Source organism: Marinomonas ushuaiensis DSM 15871, assembly GCF_000521805.1.
Taxonomy (GTDB): domain Bacteria; phylum Pseudomonadota; class Gammaproteobacteria; order Pseudomonadales; family Marinomonadaceae; genus Marinomonas; species Marinomonas ushuaiensis.
Genome location: NZ_JAMB01000005.1, coordinates 104,355 through 122,494 on the forward strand (window position 1 = coordinate 104,355; position 18,140 = coordinate 122,494).

An 18,140-nucleotide genomic window follows, 5' to 3' on the forward strand; every position below is an offset into this window, starting at 1 on the left:
AGCCTTATTATTCAAAATTAAAAGAATAAACCGAATCACATTAAGGAGCCGATCAAATGAAAGCTGTTATCGTCGCTGCTGCAAGAACCCCAATAGGTGCTTTTAATGGCGCCTTATCCTCGTTAAGTGCTGTGCAATTAGGCACTCAACTATTGTCTGGTATGTTGGCCAAACAACCTATTTTAAAAGGTCACATTGACGACGTCATTTTAGGCCAAGTCTTAGCCGCTGGCTGTGGGCAAAATCCTGCACGTCAAACCGCTATTCACTCTGGATTGGCCAATCATGTTTCCGCTATGACAATTAATAAGGTTTGTGGCTCTGGTTTAAAAGCTGTTCAACTGGCTGCACAAGCCGTTCTAAATGGCGATGCAAATATGGTGGTTGCCGGCGGACAGGAAAGCATGAGCCAAGCAGCACATGTTTTACCAAATAGCCGTTCTGGTAAAAAAATGGGTGATTGGACTATGGTGGACACCATGGTCAGCGACGGTTTATGGGATGCCTTTAATAACTATCACATGGGACAAACAGCAGAAAATATTGCTTCCCGTTGGGGTATTGATCGTCTTGCTCAAGATGTGTTTGCAGAGCAATCGCAACACAAAGCAGCCCAAGCTCAATCAGAAGGGCGTTTTATTGAAGAAATTTTCTCAATCTCGATTCCTCAGCGTAAAGGTGATCCTGTCATTGTGTCTGCCGATGAACAAATTCGCCCTAATACCAGCTCTGAATCACTTGCTAAATTACGACCCGCTTTTACTAAAGAGGGTAGTGTGACGGCTGGTAACTCATCCACATTAAACGATGGCGCCGCCATGGTTGTTGTCACCACGGATGAAGAAGCAAATCGTTTAGGCTTGCCTATTTTAGCGGTTATCGAAGCGGCAAGTTCTGCAGGTGTTGATCCTGAAGTCATGGGAACTGGACCAATTGCAGCAACAAACAAAGTACTTAAAAAAGCCAATTGGCAAGTTGCCGATTTAGACCTTGTTGAAGCCAACGAAGCTTTTGCCGTACAAGCTTTATGTGTGAATAAAGAGCTTGGTTTAGACGTCAATAAAGTCAACGTTAACGGTGGCGCTGTTGCGTTAGGCCATCCAATCGGAGCATCAGGTTGTCGAATTTTGGTGACATTGCTTCATGAAATGCAAAGACAAGACCTTAAAAAAGGGCTTGCTACCTTGTGTATTGGCGGTGGTATGGGCGTTGCAATGCTCGTTTCACGTTAAGAAATAGTTAAAAAGTGTACGTTAAGTGCGTTAATTAAAAATCGCATATTATAGAAGAGGGAATTCAGTTGGTGCCACAAGTGCCGATTCTGAATATCTCTCTTTCTATTTTTCTAATAAGAAATATAAAAATAGGAATGTCTCATGAATACAATTGAACAAAAACAAACGGGTCTGCAAAAAGTAAGTCAGTTCTTTGTGCTGCTATTACAGCGCTATCTTCCTGATCCTTTTATCTTTGCCATTATTCTTACCTTCGCGGTGTTTTTATTCGTGATGCCGAGTACAGGTCAAGGGCCGATGCAAGTGGTTAACGCTTGGGCCGGTGGATTTTGGAATCTATTAAGCTTCTCGATGCAAATGGCTATGGTTGTGGTAACAGGTCACGCTATGGCAAGTGCGCCAGCCTTTAAAAGCAAATTAGCTATGTTGGCAGGGGTAGCTAAAACACCTGGACAAGCAATTATTCTAGTAACCGCAATCAGCGCTATGGCATGTTGGGTAAACTGGGGATTTGGTTTGGTTGTTGGGGCTATTTTTGCCCGTGAAATCGCAGCACGAGTGAAAGGTGTAGATTACCGCTTGCTGATTGCTTCTGCTTATAGTGGTTTCTTATTTTGGCATGCGGGCTTGTCTGGCTCAATTCCATTATCGATTGCTGGCGGCGCGAATATTTCGACTGTGACAAATGGTGCGGTAACAGCAGCTATTCCAACGTCAGAAACTATTTTCTCTCCAATGAACTTGACGATTCTAGCTGTCATGTTTGTCACTATTCCATTATTGAATCGTTTGATGCATCCAGCACCACAAGACACGATCACAATTGATGCGGAGATTTTGGAAGAAACTAAGGTTGAAGCTATTAAAGATCGTGCAGACATGAGTCCTGCAGAGCGTCTTGAAAACAGCCGTACGTTGTCTTTATTACTAGGTGCAATGGGTTTTGCTTATATCATTTATTACTTTGTAACGAATGGCTTTGCATTAAACTTGAACATTGTTAACTTTACCTTTTTGTTCTCGGCTATCTTGCTTCACGGTACGCCAAAAAGCTTACTGACTTCTATTTCACAAGGTGCTCGTAACTGTTCTGGTATCTTGCTTCAGTTCCCATTCTACGCAGGTATTATGGGCATGATGACGGCAACTGGTGATTCTGGTACGTCTCTTGCTGGTGTTATTTCACAAGGCTTCGTGTCTATCTCTAATGAAACAACCTTTCCACTGTTTACCTTCTTAAGTGCAGGTATTGTGAACTTCTTCGTGCCTTCTGGTGGCGGTCAATGGGCTGTGCAAGCACCTATCATGATGCCAGCCGGTGCAGCGCTTGGCGTTGATGCAGCGAAAACAGCGATGGCGATTGCATGGGGCGATGCTTGGACAAATATGATCCAGCCATTCTGGGCATTGCCAGCATTAGCGATTGCAGGTCTTGGTGCGAAAGATGTAATGGGTTACTGCTTGATGGCGTTGATCGGCTCTGGCGTGATCATTTCATTAGGTTTCTTAATCTTCTAAACCTCAATTCCTAATTCAAATTAGAATGAGTTTATAAAAACACTACTCAGATTATTCTGGGTGGTGTTTTTTTATCCAAAAAAGAATTTTTGGTCCTTGATAAGTCCATTGTTATTCAATATTTCTTGGGCTATGTCTCGAGTTATAAACCTTATAATCTCCGCCGTTTTGTTGTTTTAGTGGAATTAGGTAGGTATATCATGGTTGAAATTGGCGAGAAGGTAGGAGGTAAAGAAGGCTATCATAAAGAACTTAAAATAGGATTTAAGAAATATTTTTTAAGTTTACTTTTACTATATGGTGTGGAATCTCATGCTAATGTAAGTTGGATGTCAGCCACATTGGATAACGATTTTTTTGTTAATAAAGATAATGGTTACACTAATGGTATTTATGTTTCCACATACGATGTTTATGACCATGTGGCATCACAGCAAAAATCAGATGTTTGGGTTAAACCATTAATGTGGAGTATGCCTAATCGCTCTATTGATCAAGCCGTCAATGTATATAGTTTTGGTCAAACATTAACAACGCCTTATGATATTTCTCAAACAGTTCCTTCTGAATCAGATTTACCTTATTCCGCAGTCATCAGCTTTACCAATACCTATATTACGGTTGGAGCAGATTATGCCGACAGAGCAAGCACAACGTTAGGTATTGTCGGTCCGCTTGCATTAGGCGAAGAGAGCCAAAAAGCCATTCATTCGGTTATTTCTGCGCAAGACCCGCAGGGTTGGGGCACTCAATTAAATAATGAATTGGTATTTGAGTTATCTCGTGGTCGAACATGGCGGCAGTGGGTTTCTGACAGGGGCAATGCCGATATATTGTTAGGCGTAAACGGTAGTCTTGGCACAATCAAAAGCGGTGTTAGCACGGCAGCTATTATTCGTTATGGTGAAAATCTTAGAGACTCTTATGCTACGGTACTATTTGCCGACTCAAGAACATCCAACCCGATTGCGGTAAATGGGGGGTGGTTTTTCTACTCGGGCTTAGCGTTGAAATACAACTTTAACCAAATCTATACAGATGGTAATACATTCAGAGATAGTCGATCGGTTGATTATGATCACAACACCAATATATTCGCATTAGGTGTTACTTATTCTTGGGGTGAGGGTTCTCTTGCGTTCGCAATTAATACACCTTTTTCATTTAATGAAAATAAAAATGCTGATCGTAATTTAGACGAGTTTAATAGCTATGGAACACTCACATTTGCATGGGCGATGTAGTTGTTCAACGGCAATGTTTTTTTGGTAACTGTAATGCATTGTCAGCATTAGAAAATGCATTTTTTTTGTGGTTATAAAGGGATATAGAAGTCCTACAGAATTACTTGACCATTACAAGATCGATTGGCTTTGTCGCTAAACTTCTTTATGAAAGTATCGAGGAGATTAATGAAACGAGTGTTTAAGCAATTGAATCTACTGGCACTTCTCGTTTTCAAATGATCGATTACGCGATTATTTCGCAAATATTACCGGCATTTCTTGGTATTACTATGTTTAGATGGGATATAAATATCAGGGAATCGACTATCTTGGGGCTTGTCGGTGCAGGCGGAATTGGTTTGTTTTTATCGTCTTCATTGAACGTATTTGCTTGGTCACAAGTGACCTTGATTATTGTAGTGATATTAGCAACAGTGGTGTTATCTGAATTCGTGTCTGCCAAAGTTAGAAGTTTATTTATTTGATAATGCCTAAGTGAAAGTCCGAGCTGTGAATTTAATGTTGTTAATCTGATGTAACATAACAGTTAGGCCTTTCACTTCCACTTCTTTACTATGCATGTTTCTTATTACTGCATCATTATGAACAAAACTACTTCCTAAAATGTTCTGCGATAGCTTGCCATTGTGCTTCTGACTGCGCGGCGAGCATTTCTCCGTCCAACATAGCTGGTCGGTATTCTGTGCCGTCTAGTAATCTGCAAACACCACCGGTTTCTGTATAAATAAGAACGCCAGCAGCGTGGTCCCATGGGAGCATTTTGTAGGTGAGACTGAAGTGAAAATTTCCCAAAGAAAGTTGACGATATGCCGGACAAGACGGCAGGTTGTTGATGCGAGAAAAGTGGGTTGCTTTGATAGCAAAGTCCTGTTGTTTTTCGCCCATGTAAGCGTGTATCGACATGATACCAGCCAGTCTTTCCATATTCGCTTCTGGCTTAATGTGTAAGGCAAGCGGTGCTTGCGTAGGAATTTTTTGTTGGCCTCTTTCTTCTAAGGACGTACGCTGGAAAAAAGCACCGTCACCTTTGTTTGCATAAATCCAATCATCGTTTACTGGATCATAAAGTAGGCCAAAACGAGTTTCGCCTTTCACAACGACAGCGAGAATAATGCCAAAATCGGATAAGCCGTGGGCGTAGTTCCATGTACCGTCGATTGGGTCGATGATGACGCATGTATCTGTGTTGTCTATTTTGTCTGTGGTGGAGGCATCATCGGCGGTGGCTTCTTCTCCAACAATGGCCCAATCGGGAAAGTGGAGTTGAATTTCTTTCGTTATAAATACTTCACAAGCTTTATCGGCAATGGTGACAAGGTCGCTTAAACTGCTTTTTGTTTCTACGTCTTCGCTGTTAAGTTGTCGAAAGTTTGGCATGACAATGTCTTGTCCTGCACGGCGAACGATGTCAATGAGTCGATCTTGAGAGACTTTGTCGAGATTCATTATGCTGTCATTCCTTCTATTGTTTCAAACTTGATTAAATTATACGCGATGAAGATGACAATTTGTTGATGTTGTTTTAAGTGAGGAAAATTAAAAAAGACACCTAATGAAGTACTAGGTGTCTTTATCGTTGTTGCCTTGGTTTACGTTACAAAGTAAAAACTATGCGAGTTGTCGTGTGTAGCTTTTTTCATTTTGGTGGTGAAGTAGATTGTCTATGGTTGTCTCAGCAATGTGATTTAACGCTTCATCTGTGAAGTAACCTTGGTGACCCGTTACGACAACATTTGGGAAGGTGAGCATAAGCTGAAAAACACTGTCTTGGATAATATGAGAAGACATATCTTCAAAGAAAATTTCATTTTCTTGCTCATAAACATCCAATCCTAAGTAACCAATTTTTTTGCTGTACAGAGCATCAATGGCTTCTTGAGCGTGAACCAATGCGCCACGACTGGTGTTGATGATCATCACGCCGTCTTTCATTTTTGCCAGACTGTTTTTATCGATTAAATGATGAGTGGATTCATTCAATGGGCAATGTAAGCTAATAATGTCGCTTTGTTGGTAGAGTTCATCCAATGAAAGGTATTCACAACCTTGATCAATCAATTCTTGTGATGGGTATAGGTCGTAACAAAGTACCTTACAGCCAAAACCTTTCATGATTCGACAAAATGCAGAACCAATTCGTCCTGTGCCAATGCAGCCAACTGTTCTTCCTTCCAGATTAAAACCAAGCAGTCCTTCTAAGGCAAAGTTGCCTTCTTTGACTCTATGGTAGGCTCTGTGCGTTTTTCTGTTAAGAGTCATAATAAGCGCGACAGCATGTTCAGCTACAGAAGTTGGGCTGTAATCTGGTACGTGAAAGACTTTTATGCCTTCTTTTTTTGCGGCTACTAAATCTACGTTATTAAACCCTGCACAGCGTAGAGCAATGGTATTGACGCCTTGTTGCTTCAAACAATGAATTACTTCTGCATTAACATCGTCATTAACAAAGCAAGAAACGGCATCAAAACCTTTTACCAGGCTAATGGTTTCCATACTTAATCGGCTCTCAAAGTAGGACATTGATAGAGCGGCACTATCTATGGCATTACCTTCTATTGAATTTTTTTTAGCATGGGCGGAGAGAGTTCTTTTGTCATAAGGCTTACAAGAAAAAACGGCAACTTTCATAAACGAGTTCCTGTCGTTTGGTTAGAAGTGATCCCTAGTTATAACCCAAAAAATATTTTTTTGCTTAAATTCCATAATAGGATTTGATGTGAGGCAAGAAAACGTAATTTCAGGTTTAAACGTGTTTTGTTGGTCTTGTGTATAGGCTATGGGAAGTGACGGTTTCCATAGTAATGTCTTGAGTAAAAAATTGAAATTATTGTTAGCTTTTTATTATTTATCATTCAATATGACGTTATAAGTTGTTCATTCGTCTACACTTATAATTAATATAATAGGGTGAAAACATACTCCCTTGTCTTCAAGGTAAAATTGAAGAGAAAGTTTGCTGGAGGCAAAATTGAATAAAGTACAGTCTAAGAATATCTACACCCGATGGGTGATATTAACTCTGTTTTTAGGCGTGCTGGTGACGTGTCTCTTTTCTTATCAAATTAAACTCAATAATGAAGAGCGCATTGTTCAAGTGGTTAACCAAGCTTCACAAAAAATATTTAAAGAGGTTGTTGCTCGGGTTCAAACTTACCAATACGGTTTAAGAGGAGCAAGAGGCGTTGTTTTAACTGCTGGGGAAAGTGATGTTTCTAGAGAGGTATTTCGTCAATACAGTTTAACCCGTGATCTAGAAGTTGAGTTTCCAGGGGCAAGAGGTTTCGGCTTTATTCGCCGGGTGCCGATCGATCAAGTTGAACCTTTACTGCAAACCATTCGACAAAGCGGTTGGCCTGACTTTCAAATCAAAGAGCTTTCTTCCAACTTTTCAGAGCGATATCTTATTCAATTTATTGAACCATTTGAGACTAATGCTCAGGCGATCGGTTTGGATATAGCATCAGAAAAAAACCGTCGTGAAGCCGCACGCGCAGCTTTGCGCACTGGTGAAGTTCAAATTACTGGGCCTATTACTTTGGTACAAGCTTCCGGTCAGGCGCAGCAGTCGGTTTTAATTTTGATGCCTATTTATCGAGGCGGTAAAACACCAAGCTCATTGCTTGAACGGGAAAAGGCTGGCTTTGGTTGGAGTTATGCTGCGCTATTGATGGAAGACATGTTGAGTGAATTGGACCTGGATGCAGCCAAGGTTCATTATGAACTTTTTGATATTACCAACCTGGATGATAAAGTCCGTTTCTATGATAGTGGTGATTTAAATGATCGCCATTACGAGCATATTCAATCTACATTCTTATATGGTAGGCACTGGGAAAGTCGATTCAGTATAACGGCTGCATTTATTGAAGACTTACAACTATCTAATCCTTTTATTGTTCTGTTAACGGGAATTCTTATCACCTTTTTAGGTACTGTGCTTGTTGCTATGGTTCGTGTGAATATGGCCAGAAAGCAAGAGGTGATCACGTATCAATCTCGAATTACGGCCGTGGTTGAGAGTTCAGCAGATGGCATAATTAGTAAAAATTTAGAAGGTATTATTGTTAGTTGGAATAAAGGTGCAGAACATATTTTCGGCTATACAAGAGAAGAGGCGATCGGCAAAACAGCATCGGATTTATTGGTACCTGCAGACCTCATCGAGGAATATCAATCTGCATTAGCTTCTGTTCGTGATAAAAAAGAATCGCTTTTAATTGAGACCCGACGCAAAACCAAATCTGGGTTCGATGTACCTGTTGCACTCACTTTGTCTCCAATTTTTGACAATATTCATACTGTGATTGGAATATCAAAAAGTGTACGTGATATTTCTGAGCGTAAAAAGTCGGAAGCTAAAATTCGCGACCTTAATACTAATTTGGAAAGCCAAGTTAAGACCAGAACATTGGAGCTCCAAGAGCTTAACCTTCTTTTGAATGATGTGCTTGAGGCGTCCTCAGAAATTTCTATTATAGCGACTGATACAAACGGTGTTATTAAGCTTTTTAATAGTGGCGCAGAGCGAATGCTTGGCTATTCTGCTGAAGAAGTAATTGGCCAATTAACGCCAGCCGCTTTTCATGTTGTTGAGGAAATTAATTCTCGTAGAGAATTAATTTTGGAAGAAACAGGCTCTTATATCGCTCGCGATATGGATGTGCTTATTGGTACGGTAAGTAGTGATGATTATGAGAGTAAAGAGTGGACATATCGAGATAAATTCGGGAAAACGCGCCCAGTATCGTTAGTGGTTACACCTATGAAAAGCAATGACGGAGAAGTTGTCGGCTTTTTAGGCATGGCCATGGATATCACAGATCAAAAAAATAACCAGAAAGCGCTAGAATCGGTACGAGATCAATTGTTAATTGCCACAAAAGCAGCAAAATTAGGGGTGTGGTGCTGGTACCTTGATACTGATGTTTTAGAGTGGAACGATATTATGTTTGATATTTATCAGTATCCACTTTCTCTAAATGGTCAAGGTATGTCCTTTGATCATTGGCGTGATCGATTGCATCTAGAAGATAGAGATGAAGTAATCGAACTTTTAGGAAAAAGCGTTTCAAGTCTAGAATCCTACAGGGATGTTTTTCGGATTGTTTTGCCAGATGAAAGTATTCGCTACATAAAAGCAGATGCTTATATCGAGCAAAATGAATACGGAAAAGCGGTCAGAGTTATAGGTGTAAACCAAGATATTACTTCTGAACGAGAGTTGGAAGCCTGGCTACGTGAAGCCAAAGATCAGGCCGATGCTGCAAGTGCGTCTAAATCTAGCTTTTTGGCTAATATGAGTCATGAAATTCGTACGCCAATGAATGCAATGCTAGGTATGTTGTATTTGGCTAAAAGAACAGAGCTCACGTATCAACAAGATGACTATATTTCTAAAGCGCAAATATCGGCGAAATCTTTGCTAGGCCTAATTAATGATATTTTAGACTTTTCGAAAGTGGATGCCGGTAAATTAGAATTAGAGCGTGTTCCTTTTGAAGTCGAGTCTCTTTTATATGAACTTTCTACAGTGTTGTCAGGAAGCTCTTTAAATAATGATGTAGAGTTGATTTTTGACATAGATAAAGACATTCCTGCTTATCTTGTTGGTGATAAGCTGCGTTTACTTCAAATATTGATTAATTTAGTAAGTAATGCAGTGAAGTTCACCTTAGAAGGAAGTGTGGTTTTAGAAATTAAGTCACTTCCTTCTCCTTCTTCAGATATTTCTCGTCTTAGTGTTTCGGTAACTGATACTGGGATTGGTATTTCAAAAGATCAATTGGAATCTATTTTTGAGGTGTTTTCTCAGGCGGAGTCTTCAACGGCTCGACGTTTTGGTGGTTCAGGTTTAGGGTTGGTAATTTGTCGCCGCTTTGTCGCCTTGATGGGAGGAGAATTATCCATAGAAAGCACTCTTGATGAAGGTAGTCGTTTTTTCTTTACTGTCGATTTACCTATTGCCACAACACCAATAATAGAAAAATCACCAGAAAGGTTACTAAGAAAACCAATTAGAGTATTAATAGTAGAAAGTAACTCGGCTTCTCAGATTATATTAGGCCGTATGGCACAGAACCTTGGTTGGTTTTATCAAAAGGCGGAAGGCTTTCAAGAAGTTGTTAATATTGTAAATGAGGAAAATAAACAAGGGTGTTCGTTTGATGTTATTTTGTTGGATATAAAAACAACAGGTTTTAATGGCCGTGATAGCCTAGAACGAATGGAGGCTGATTTTGACTCGTCAGTGGCTGCGCCTAAGATTATTTTATTGGCGAATGCATCGAATGAAAAAATAAATGATGCTTTAGACTTTATATCAAACTATTTATTGAAACCATTAACATTAAGCCGATTGTCTGAAACGGTTTATAAAGCGTTATCAAATGATCAAAACTTATTAGATAAAAATAAAGGAACGTGGAAAGATAAAGCCAGTTTAACAGGAATAAAATTATTGTTAGTTGAAGACAATGCTTTTAACCAACAAGTGGCAACAGAGTTATTAGTTTCAGAAGGTGCCATTGTGACAGTTGCTAGTGGTGGTTTAGAGGGTGTGACTGCCGTTATTGATAGTGAAAGAAATACTTTTGATTTGGTTTTAATGGACATGCAAATGCCAGATGTAGATGGCTTAGAGGCAACAAGGCTGATTCGAAAAGATACTCGATTTGACTTGTTACCAATCGTTGCCATGACGGCTAATGTTGCAGAAGGAGATCGACAATTATGTTTTCAGGCTGGTATGAATGACCATATAGGCAAGCCTTTGGACATCGATCAAATAATTTCTTGTATTTTAAAATACGTTAATCCAATTGCAGTTTCGAGTGATAATAAAGACCTTGATGGCAACAGTGAAACAGAAACAATAATGCAAAATTTGGATGTCGCTAAATTTGAAAATCATGAAGATATTCAATCAATTCTTAATCGTTTTGGTGGCAGTGTTGAATTATTCAAAAGTGTTGTTGATGGTTTTTTAGCTGAGTCAAAAGAATTGTTGAACACAATTGAGCAAGCGGTAAATTCACGGGATAAGATTAAAACTCGTGAGAGTGTTCATACTTTAAAAGGTGCGTCTCTAACGATGGGATTGTTGTGTTTATCAAATCGATTAGATTCTATAGAGCAATTGCTTAAAAATTCTAAAGATAGCCAGGAAGTTGAACTCTGTTTTTCTAAGATTAGTGTGATCGAATTAGATACTATTTTACACAATGAGCTAACAAAAATATTCACAGAGCTTGATAAACTAAACTAATTTTATTTGTTGTTTAATCTAAAATAAATTACTATTTTTATAGAAAAAATTTACAATTAAAAAACAGCTTGAGTATATTATTTTTTATGAAATGTATGTCGGCCTAAGAATTTCAGGAGATCAATATGTTCAATAATAGCTTTAAAAAAGAGTGTGGTGTTTTAAAGGAAGATTTATATTCACTGAATCAAGTTAAAGAAAGCTTAGAACAAGAAATGTTGGTGATGAAATTGGATCCTGACGGCATAGTGAAATCGGTAAATGCAAAATTTATTGATGATCTAGGAATACCGAAAGAAAATATAATTGGTAAAAGCATCACAGAGCTTCCCCCTTCCTATTCTCGTAATTCGACGCATTATAAATGTATGCTAAATGCGCTGAAAGAGGTAAAGCATTGGGCTGGTGCTATAGAAGTTGAAAAAGATAATGGTGAAGAGGTTTGGTTACGAGCTGTTTTTCAGCCAATATTGTCGGGCACCACTAACCAAATTAAAGAATTTTCTCTTCACTGTAATGACTTAACTCGAACCATCACGAGCTCTCGAGAAGATCAGAATATCATTGCTGCATTACAACGATCTACTGCAGTCATTGAGTTTGATATGTCAGGTAATATTCTAACTGCGAATGAGCTTTTTTTGAAAGGTATGGGATATCGACTAGATCAAATTAAAGGCCAGCACCATCGAATATTTTGTGAGCAAGAAGAGTCAAATTCATCAGAATATAGACTATTTTGGGAGCGTTTGAATCAAGGTCAATTTGTTGCAGAGCGATTTAAACGAATCAATAGTGTTGGTGATATTGTGTGGCTTGAAGCTTCTTATAATCCTATTTCTGATATACACGGTCGACTTTATAAGGTGGTTAAGTTTGCCACGATTATTACAGAGCAAGTGAGCCGAGAGGCGGCGGTATCAGAAGCAGCAGATATCGCTTTTAAAACATCAAAGCAAACAGATAATAGCGCTAAGAAAGGCAGTGAAGTGGTTAAGGAGACAGTGTCTGTTATGCATCAGTTGTCAGATCAAATGGCGCAAGCTGCAGAGGGAATTTCTAAGCTCGATAAGCAGTCACAATTAGTTGGTTCTATTATTCAAAGTATCCAAGGTATTGCAGATCAGACAAACTTATTGGCTTTGAATGCGGCAATTGAAGCCGCTCGTGCCGGTGAGCAAGGTCGTGGTTTTGCGGTTGTCGCAGACGAAGTAAGACAATTAGCGTCGCGTACAAGCGCTGCAACCGAAGAAATTGTTGGGGTTGTCCTGCAAAATCAAACGCTTGCAGAAGAGGCGGTCGCTTTGATTAATAAAGGTAAAGAACAAGCCGAGCAAGGTTTGAATTTATCAAATAAAGCGGGTGAGATGATTGTAGAAATTCAAGATGGGGCACAGCGGGTTGTTGATGCTGTCGGTCAATTCTCTAACAAATTTACAGGCTAGACATTAAAAACTAGCGGTCACTATTTTATCCAAATGTGTCTGCTAGTTGATTTGAGCCTAAATTCAGGAGTAAAGCAGATCAAAGCTTTGATCTATTGATTTTCTGGTTTTGACTCAGAGAAAATCTCAATAACTCGTTTACTACTGATGATTAAAAAACTTCCAACTGTGATAGCTAAAGCTGTTAGAAGAAGGTAATCGATTAATAAAAAATCTTCCATAGAAATTCCTGTTGTTTAAATAACTCTTATTATTCATAAAAGCACAAAATACTCAATTCGTCCATATTTCTTGTGAATTGAGCATTTTGTTTTTTAACAGTGATACTTCTACATCAAACTACAGAGAGTGATATGTTGCTGTTATTTTCTTCCTCGTAAGCTTCTAATTCAATCGCAATACTTTTTGACGTAGGTGTATTGCTGAATTCACCTAAGCTATCTAATGGTACTAATGGATTCGTTTCAGGATAATAAGCTGCGATGTTACCTGCTGGAATACTATAAGGAACCAATTTAAATCCGCTGACTTTACGCTCTACGCCATCATCCCAGATAGATCGTAAGGTAATGCTTTGTCCTTCTTCAAAACCGAGGCGTTGTATATCTGCAGGGTTAATGAAAACCACTTTTCGTTCGCCTTTGATGCCTCGGTATCTGTCGTTCATACCGTATATCGTGGTGTTATATTGGTCATGTGATCGTAGGGTCTGAAGTACCAATGTTTTATCTGATGACAAGTCTTGTGCACGTTTTGGTAAAATTGACTCTGGTAATGCATGACTATGAATAATGGCTTTATTCGCTGGCGTTTTCCAATTTCGTTCTCTAGCACTGTTGCCTAGATAAAAACCACCATCTTGTAAAATACGTTGATTGAAATCTTGGAAACCTGGAACAACATCAGCGATGTAGTCTCGAATAATATCGTAATCACTGACTGCTTCCGTCCAGTCAATTGGGAATTTACCCAAAGTGGCGGCAGCGATGCCCGCAATAATAGCAGGCTCAGATTTTTGCTCAGGGCTTAATGGTTCTAACACCCCACCTGAAGCATGAATCATACTAAAGGAGTCTTCTACTGTGACTTTTTGTTGGCCTGTGGCTTGGTGATCAACATCGGTACGACCAAGGCAAGGCAGTATGATTGCCTCTTTACCCATTATGAGGTGAGAACGGTTCAGTTTTGTGCTGATCTGAACTGTTAGCTGGCATCGTTTAAGCGCTTTCTCTGTCGCTTTAGTGTCTGGGGTTGCTGAGGCAAAGTTACCACCTAGCGCAATAAATACACCAACCTTACCATCGCGCATAGCTCGTATCGTATCAACTACTGCTAAGCCATGTTTTTGTGGTGGTGTGAAATTGAAACGTTTTTCTATGGCATCTAAGAAGGCTTGAGAAGGGTGTTCATTAATACCCATGGTTCGATCGCCTTGCACGTTACTGTGACCACGAACCGGACAAGCGCCTGCACCAGGTTTGCCTAAATTGCCACGTAATGCCAGAAGGTTGACTATTTCATGAATAGTTGGCACAGAGTGATGATGCTGAGTAATACCCATTGCCCATGTGATGATGACGCTTTCCGCTTTGGCATAGACATTGGCGGTGTGAATAATGTCTTCTTTGGTTAGGCCTGATTGTTCAATAATGTGTGACCAGGATGTCGCTTTTACTTGTTCCAAATAAGCGTCTAAACCCTGTGTATGTTGTGCAATAAACTCGTGGTCAAAAATGGCTTTGCCTTCTTTCTGGGCTTTTTCTTCCATTTCGATTAGTACTTTGACAACGCCACGAACAACCGCCATGTCGCCACCAATTTTCGGGCAAAAGTAACCAGTGTTAGTTGGTTGAGAGCCGTTGGTGATCATTTCGATTGGGTTTTGAGGGTTTTGAAAACGCTCTAACCCTCTTTCTCGTAAGGTATTAAAGCTTAATAATTGTCCACCACGTTGTACAACTTCTCTTAGTGTTTCCAACATGCGAGGGTGGTTTGTTCCTGGATTTTGACCAAACACGAAGACGGCGTCTGCTCGTTCAAAGTCTTCTATTTCGACTGTGCCTTTGCCTATGCCAATACTGCTAGTTAAGCCATAACCACTGGCTTCATGGCACATGTTAGAGCAATCTGGAAAGTTGTTTGTGCCATAAGCGCGAACAAATAGCTGATAAAGAAAGGCGGCTTCATTACTGGCGCGACCAGAAGTATAAAAAGCGACATTATCAGGGTTGTCTTGGCTCTTAAGTGAGTCAGCAATTTGTGTGTAGGCATCGTCCCAAGAGATGGCTTCATAGTGATCTGTCTCTGGGTTATAACGAAGAGGTTCTGTTAAGCGACCTTGGTATTCGAGGAAATAATCGCTTTGCGATGATAGCCAAGAGACACTGTGTTCTTTCATAAAAGCCGCATCGACTTTTTTGGATGTTGCTTCCCAGTTGACGGCTTTAGCACCGTTTTCACAAAAGCGTATTTTTGAAGGGTCGTGTTTCTCACCCCAAGCACAGCCAGGGCAATCGAATCCATGAGGCTGATTAGTTTTTAATAATGTATTAATGTTGCGGACAGCATTTTCACTTTTGAATAAATGTTCTGTTGTGCTCTTCAGCGCTCCCCACCCACCAGCGGCTCCTTTATACGGAGTATAAAAAGGGTTTGCTTTATTCTTTATTGTTGTTTTACTCATGAATAGTGTCCTTTGGTTTTAATTCTGATGTGGTAAAAGGTGCGAATATTCTAGGGGCATCTTTTTTAGGTAAGTGAATTAATGTGAGACCATAATAGCGTGCTAATTTTACTGCCAATGTACTCGGTGATGCTAAATGTACAAGGTGAGATAAGCCGACGCGAACGGCTTTTTGAACTAATTCTGTACTGCATCGACTAGACATTAAGACCGTGTGATTATGTAATTTAATATCTTGTTTGAGTGCGTAACCTATAATTTTGTCGAGCGTATTATGTCGACCAATATCTTCCATGCAGCAGATGACTTCATTCTGTGGCGACACGAGTAGGGCTGCATGAATAGCGCCGGTTTTATTTCCCAATACCTGATGCTCAGAAAGTCGATGACGTAATGTGACTAATACATCTTCATTCATAGGCGTGCTTGTTGTGAGCTTAGAAAGAGTTGGAATCGCCTGACTTAAAGATTCTACACCACATAAGCCACAACCTGTTGCCCCAAGGTGAGCTTGTTTTTTTTGTTTAAATAGAGCCGACCGGCGAGGGCTGAGCTCCAAATTAATACTAATACTGTCGATGTTTGGCGGTGTACTAGTGGGTTGAATATCGATGTCTCGGATTTCATTAAGGTTCTCAATAATACCTTCGCTTAAAGCAAAACCGATAACAAAGGATTCCAAGTCAATTGGCGTCACCATCATTACAGCATAAGCAATACCATTAATACTGATAGCCAATGGCGTTTCTTCCACTAGAGGTGTTGATGGTTCTGATTCTTTCGGTGTTTCTTTCTGGGTATTACTATCAGTAAACGAGCTGATTTGAAGAGAAGCGCTGCGATAAAAAGTTTTGTTTTGATAGCCAGAAGAAATAAGAGAGTTTGACATGAGCTTGAATACAATCCATTTACAAGACATGCGTTATTTTACTTAGAGTAGGCATGAGCGTCCAATAGTTTTGCTTTGATTTCTTTATAATGTAGAGGGATTAAAGACGTTTAGTTTGATTTAAGTGTTTACGAAATAAAATCGTATGATTTTATTTGTGATTATCTCTAAATGACTCTGTTTCCTTACAAGTTGAAATACCGTATTCTACCGCCAAAATTAATTTGGCATCATTTTTCGTATAAATTTTGTAAAACAATGCGTGGAAAAGGTGTGAAGTACGGATATTTACACACCCACACTGGTAAAGAAAAGACACATGTTACAAAGTGTGGTTCTGTGTTTGTCAGAGATCAGGGCTAACGATACGACAGCGTTCGTATTTCCCTCTCTATGAATCATTTTTTGCTTAAGAGTTTTTAATTTATGCGGTTTATACAATTCTTCTCGCGTTTTGTGCCGACAGGGCCTCGAGCTTGGTTATCTTTAATCGTTGCTGTTTTTTTTATTTTTTTGTTTGTATATCAGTTGTTAGTGTCTCCAACAAAAAATGTTAAAGACTATGTTTTACCCAGTGATAATGGTGTTGAGATTAAACAAAAGGAGGCTAAACAAAAGGTTAGCTTGAATACAGATGAAGGCAATGATTACGTTTCTTTAGTAATGACTAATCCTCTGCATAGTGTGGAGAAAATTTCTACCTCACTTCCTTCTATTGATTATATCGTTAAATCTGGCGATAGCTTAGAGCGTATCTTTGCTCGCTTTGGATTATCACGAGAATCCATGTATTCAGTGTTAGAGTCAGATCAAGAGTATTTGGTGCTTGACCCTTTGTTACCTGGAGATAAATACACGTTTAAACTTAACGAAAATGGTGAATTAGTTAAATTAACTCGCCGTGTTGATATCAGCAAAAACGTATCTTATGTCTTACATGACAATGGCGGCTTTAGCTATGAAGAAGACATTAAACCCATTACTTATACGCAAAGTGCAATTCACAGTAAGGTGGTTGGTAATTTTTATGTTTCAGCCAAAAAAGCCGGTTTATCAGATGCGAATATTTTACTTATCAATGATGTCCTAAAAGGGCGAGTGAATTTTCGCAAAGATCTTCGAGCCAATGATGCGTTTGATGTGGTTGTGAAAAATGGCAGCATTGATGGTGTTGAAATTGGTGGAACGCAATTAGAGGCATTACAAATGACGGTGCAAGGGGAGACGTATCGAGCTTTTCTGCATTCTGATGGGCGTTTCTACGATCAAGATGGTAATAGTCTGACGCCAGCATTACGACGTTGGCCGACAAGTAAACACTATAGAATCAGTTCCTCTTTTAATGCCAATCGATTACATCCCATTACTGGTCGTTTAGCACCTCATAATGGTGTGGATTTAGCGACGCCTATAGGAACAGAGGTGCTAGCGACAGGTGATGGTGTTGTAACACGTGTAGAGTCGCATAAATATGCAGGTCGCTACATTGTGATAGATTACACTGGGCCTTATGGAGCGCGCTTTCTACATTTAAGTAAGGCATTGGTAAAAAAAGGCCAGAAAGTTAAGCGTGGTCAGGTTATTGCATTGTCTGGTAATACAGGTCGTTCGACAGGTGCGCATTTACACTATGAGTTACATATCAGAGGACGCCCTGTTAATCCAATGACAACCAACATTCCAACGACTCAATCAATTGCAAAAGAAGATAAAGCTGAGTTTGATGAAAATGTTATTAATTGGGTTGAGTTGATGGCGACAAGGCCGCTTTCAAATGACAATGAAAGTACCTAAGATTAGATGATAGAGCTCTTATTGAGAGAGTTTTAGTTATCTGATTTACCTTAAGGAATCATGGT

The 18,140-nt window shown here is 39.6% G+C and carries 12 protein-coding genes; 7 read left to right on the plus strand and 5 right to left on the minus strand.

Features of this window, described 5'->3' with window-relative positions; all coding sequences use genetic code 11:
- Positions 1-56 precede the first annotated feature (56 nt).
- From MUS1_RS07415 to MUS1_RS16240, 4 genes are all read left to right on the plus strand, one after another.
- The gene (locus MUS1_RS07415; RefSeq protein WP_036160727.1) at positions 57-1,232 is read left to right on the plus strand and encodes an acetyl-CoA C-acetyltransferase; all 1,176 of its coding nucleotides are present in this window, start codon (positions 57-59) and stop codon (positions 1,230-1,232) included.
- A gap of 144 nt (positions 1,233-1,376) precedes the next feature.
- Complete coding sequence (locus MUS1_RS07420; RefSeq protein ID WP_036160730.1) at positions 1,377-2,753, plus strand: short-chain fatty acid transporter; 1,377 nt, start codon at positions 1,377-1,379, stop codon at positions 2,751-2,753.
- Positions 2,754-2,953: 200 nt separating this feature from the next.
- Complete coding sequence (locus MUS1_RS07425) at positions 2,954-3,997, plus strand: lipid A deacylase LpxR family protein (protein WP_051436167.1); 1,044 nt, start codon at positions 2,954-2,956, stop codon at positions 3,995-3,997.
- A gap of 272 nt (positions 3,998-4,269) precedes the next feature.
- Positions 4,270-4,464 carry a PhnE/PtxC family ABC transporter permease gene (locus tag MUS1_RS16240; protein WP_245595773.1) on the plus strand — a complete coding sequence of 65 codons (195 nt, stop codon included), beginning with the start codon at positions 4,270-4,272 and terminating at the stop codon, positions 4,462-4,464.
- A gap of 127 nt (positions 4,465-4,591) precedes the next feature.
- Here the strand turns inward: MUS1_RS16240 and MUS1_RS07435 are convergent, their stop codons facing one another.
- Positions 4,592-5,446 carry an inositol monophosphatase family protein gene (locus MUS1_RS07435; RefSeq protein WP_036160732.1) on the minus strand — a complete coding sequence of 285 codons (855 nt, stop codon included), beginning with the start codon at positions 5,444-5,446 and terminating at the stop codon, positions 4,592-4,594.
- A gap of 162 nt (positions 5,447-5,608) precedes the next feature.
- Positions 5,609-6,628 carry a 2-hydroxyacid dehydrogenase gene (locus tag MUS1_RS07440; RefSeq protein WP_036160734.1) on the minus strand — a complete coding sequence of 340 codons (1,020 nt, stop codon included), beginning with the start codon at positions 6,626-6,628 and terminating at the stop codon, positions 5,609-5,611.
- A gap of 340 nt (positions 6,629-6,968) precedes the next feature.
- On the opposite strand from MUS1_RS07440, the gene MUS1_RS07445 reads away from it, so the two are divergent.
- Positions 6,969-11,264, plus strand: a complete 4,296-nt coding sequence (locus tag MUS1_RS07445; RefSeq protein ID WP_051436174.1) for a PAS domain-containing hybrid sensor histidine kinase/response regulator — start codon at positions 6,969-6,971, stop codon at positions 11,262-11,264.
- Between the two features lie 125 nt (positions 11,265-11,389).
- On the plus strand, positions 11,390-12,709 hold the full coding sequence (locus MUS1_RS07450) for a methyl-accepting chemotaxis protein (RefSeq protein WP_036160736.1): 1,320 nt from the start codon (positions 11,390-11,392) through the stop codon (positions 12,707-12,709).
- A 92-nt stretch (positions 12,710-12,801) separates the two neighbouring features.
- On the opposite strand, the gene MUS1_RS16320 is transcribed toward MUS1_RS07450, so the two are convergent.
- From MUS1_RS16320 to fdhD, 3 genes are all read right to left on the minus strand, one after another.
- Positions 12,802-12,930: a hypothetical protein gene (locus MUS1_RS16320; RefSeq protein WP_281171186.1), complete on the minus strand. Its 129-nt coding sequence runs from the start codon at positions 12,928-12,930 to the stop codon at positions 12,802-12,804.
- A 113-nt stretch (positions 12,931-13,043) separates the two neighbouring features.
- Complete coding sequence (locus MUS1_RS07455) at positions 13,044-15,392, minus strand: FdhF/YdeP family oxidoreductase (protein ID WP_051436168.1); 2,349 nt, start codon at positions 15,390-15,392, stop codon at positions 13,044-13,046.
- On the minus strand, positions 15,385-16,281 hold the full coding sequence (fdhD, locus tag MUS1_RS07460; RefSeq protein WP_051436169.1) for a formate dehydrogenase accessory sulfurtransferase FdhD: 897 nt from the start codon (positions 16,279-16,281) through the stop codon (positions 15,385-15,387). The genes MUS1_RS07455 and fdhD overlap by 8 nt, the downstream gene beginning before the upstream one ends.
- A gap of 426 nt (positions 16,282-16,707) precedes the next feature.
- On the opposite strand from fdhD, the gene MUS1_RS07465 reads away from it, so the two are divergent.
- The gene (locus MUS1_RS07465) at positions 16,708-18,075 is read left to right on the plus strand and encodes a peptidoglycan DD-metalloendopeptidase family protein (protein WP_036160739.1); all 1,368 of its coding nucleotides are present in this window, start codon (positions 16,708-16,710) and stop codon (positions 18,073-18,075) included.
- The last annotated feature ends 65 nt before the right edge of the window (positions 18,076-18,140 follow it).

Coding starts and splice junctions, on each gene's coding strand:
- MUS1_RS07415 (WP_036160727.1), top strand. CDS start 57: ATGAAAGCTGTTATCGTCGCTGCTGCAAGAACCCCAATAGGTGCTTTT.
- MUS1_RS16240 (WP_245595773.1), top strand. CDS start 4,270: ATGTTTAGATGGGATATAAATATCAGGGAATCGACTATCTTGGGGCTT.
- MUS1_RS07450 (WP_036160736.1), top strand. CDS start 11,390: ATGTTCAATAATAGCTTTAAAAAAGAGTGTGGTGTTTTAAAGGAAGAT.
- MUS1_RS07425 (WP_051436167.1), top strand. CDS start 2,954: ATGGTTGAAATTGGCGAGAAGGTAGGAGGTAAAGAAGGCTATCATAAA.
- MUS1_RS07435 (WP_036160732.1), bottom strand. CDS start 5,446: ATGAATCTCGACAAAGTCTCTCAAGATCGACTCATTGACATCGTTCGC.
- fdhD (WP_051436169.1), bottom strand. CDS start 16,281: ATGTCAAACTCTCTTATTTCTTCTGGCTATCAAAACAAAACTTTTTAT.
- MUS1_RS07440 (WP_036160734.1), bottom strand. CDS start 6,628: ATGAAAGTTGCCGTTTTTTCTTGTAAGCCTTATGACAAAAGAACTCTC.
- MUS1_RS07465 (WP_036160739.1), top strand. CDS start 16,708: ATGCGGTTTATACAATTCTTCTCGCGTTTTGTGCCGACAGGGCCTCGA.
- MUS1_RS07420 (WP_036160730.1), top strand. CDS start 1,377: ATGAATACAATTGAACAAAAACAAACGGGTCTGCAAAAAGTAAGTCAG.
- MUS1_RS16320 (WP_281171186.1), bottom strand. CDS start 12,930: ATGGAAGATTTTTTATTAATCGATTACCTTCTTCTAACAGCTTTAGCT.
- MUS1_RS07455 (WP_051436168.1), bottom strand. CDS start 15,392: ATGAGTAAAACAACAATAAAGAATAAAGCAAACCCTTTTTATACTCCG.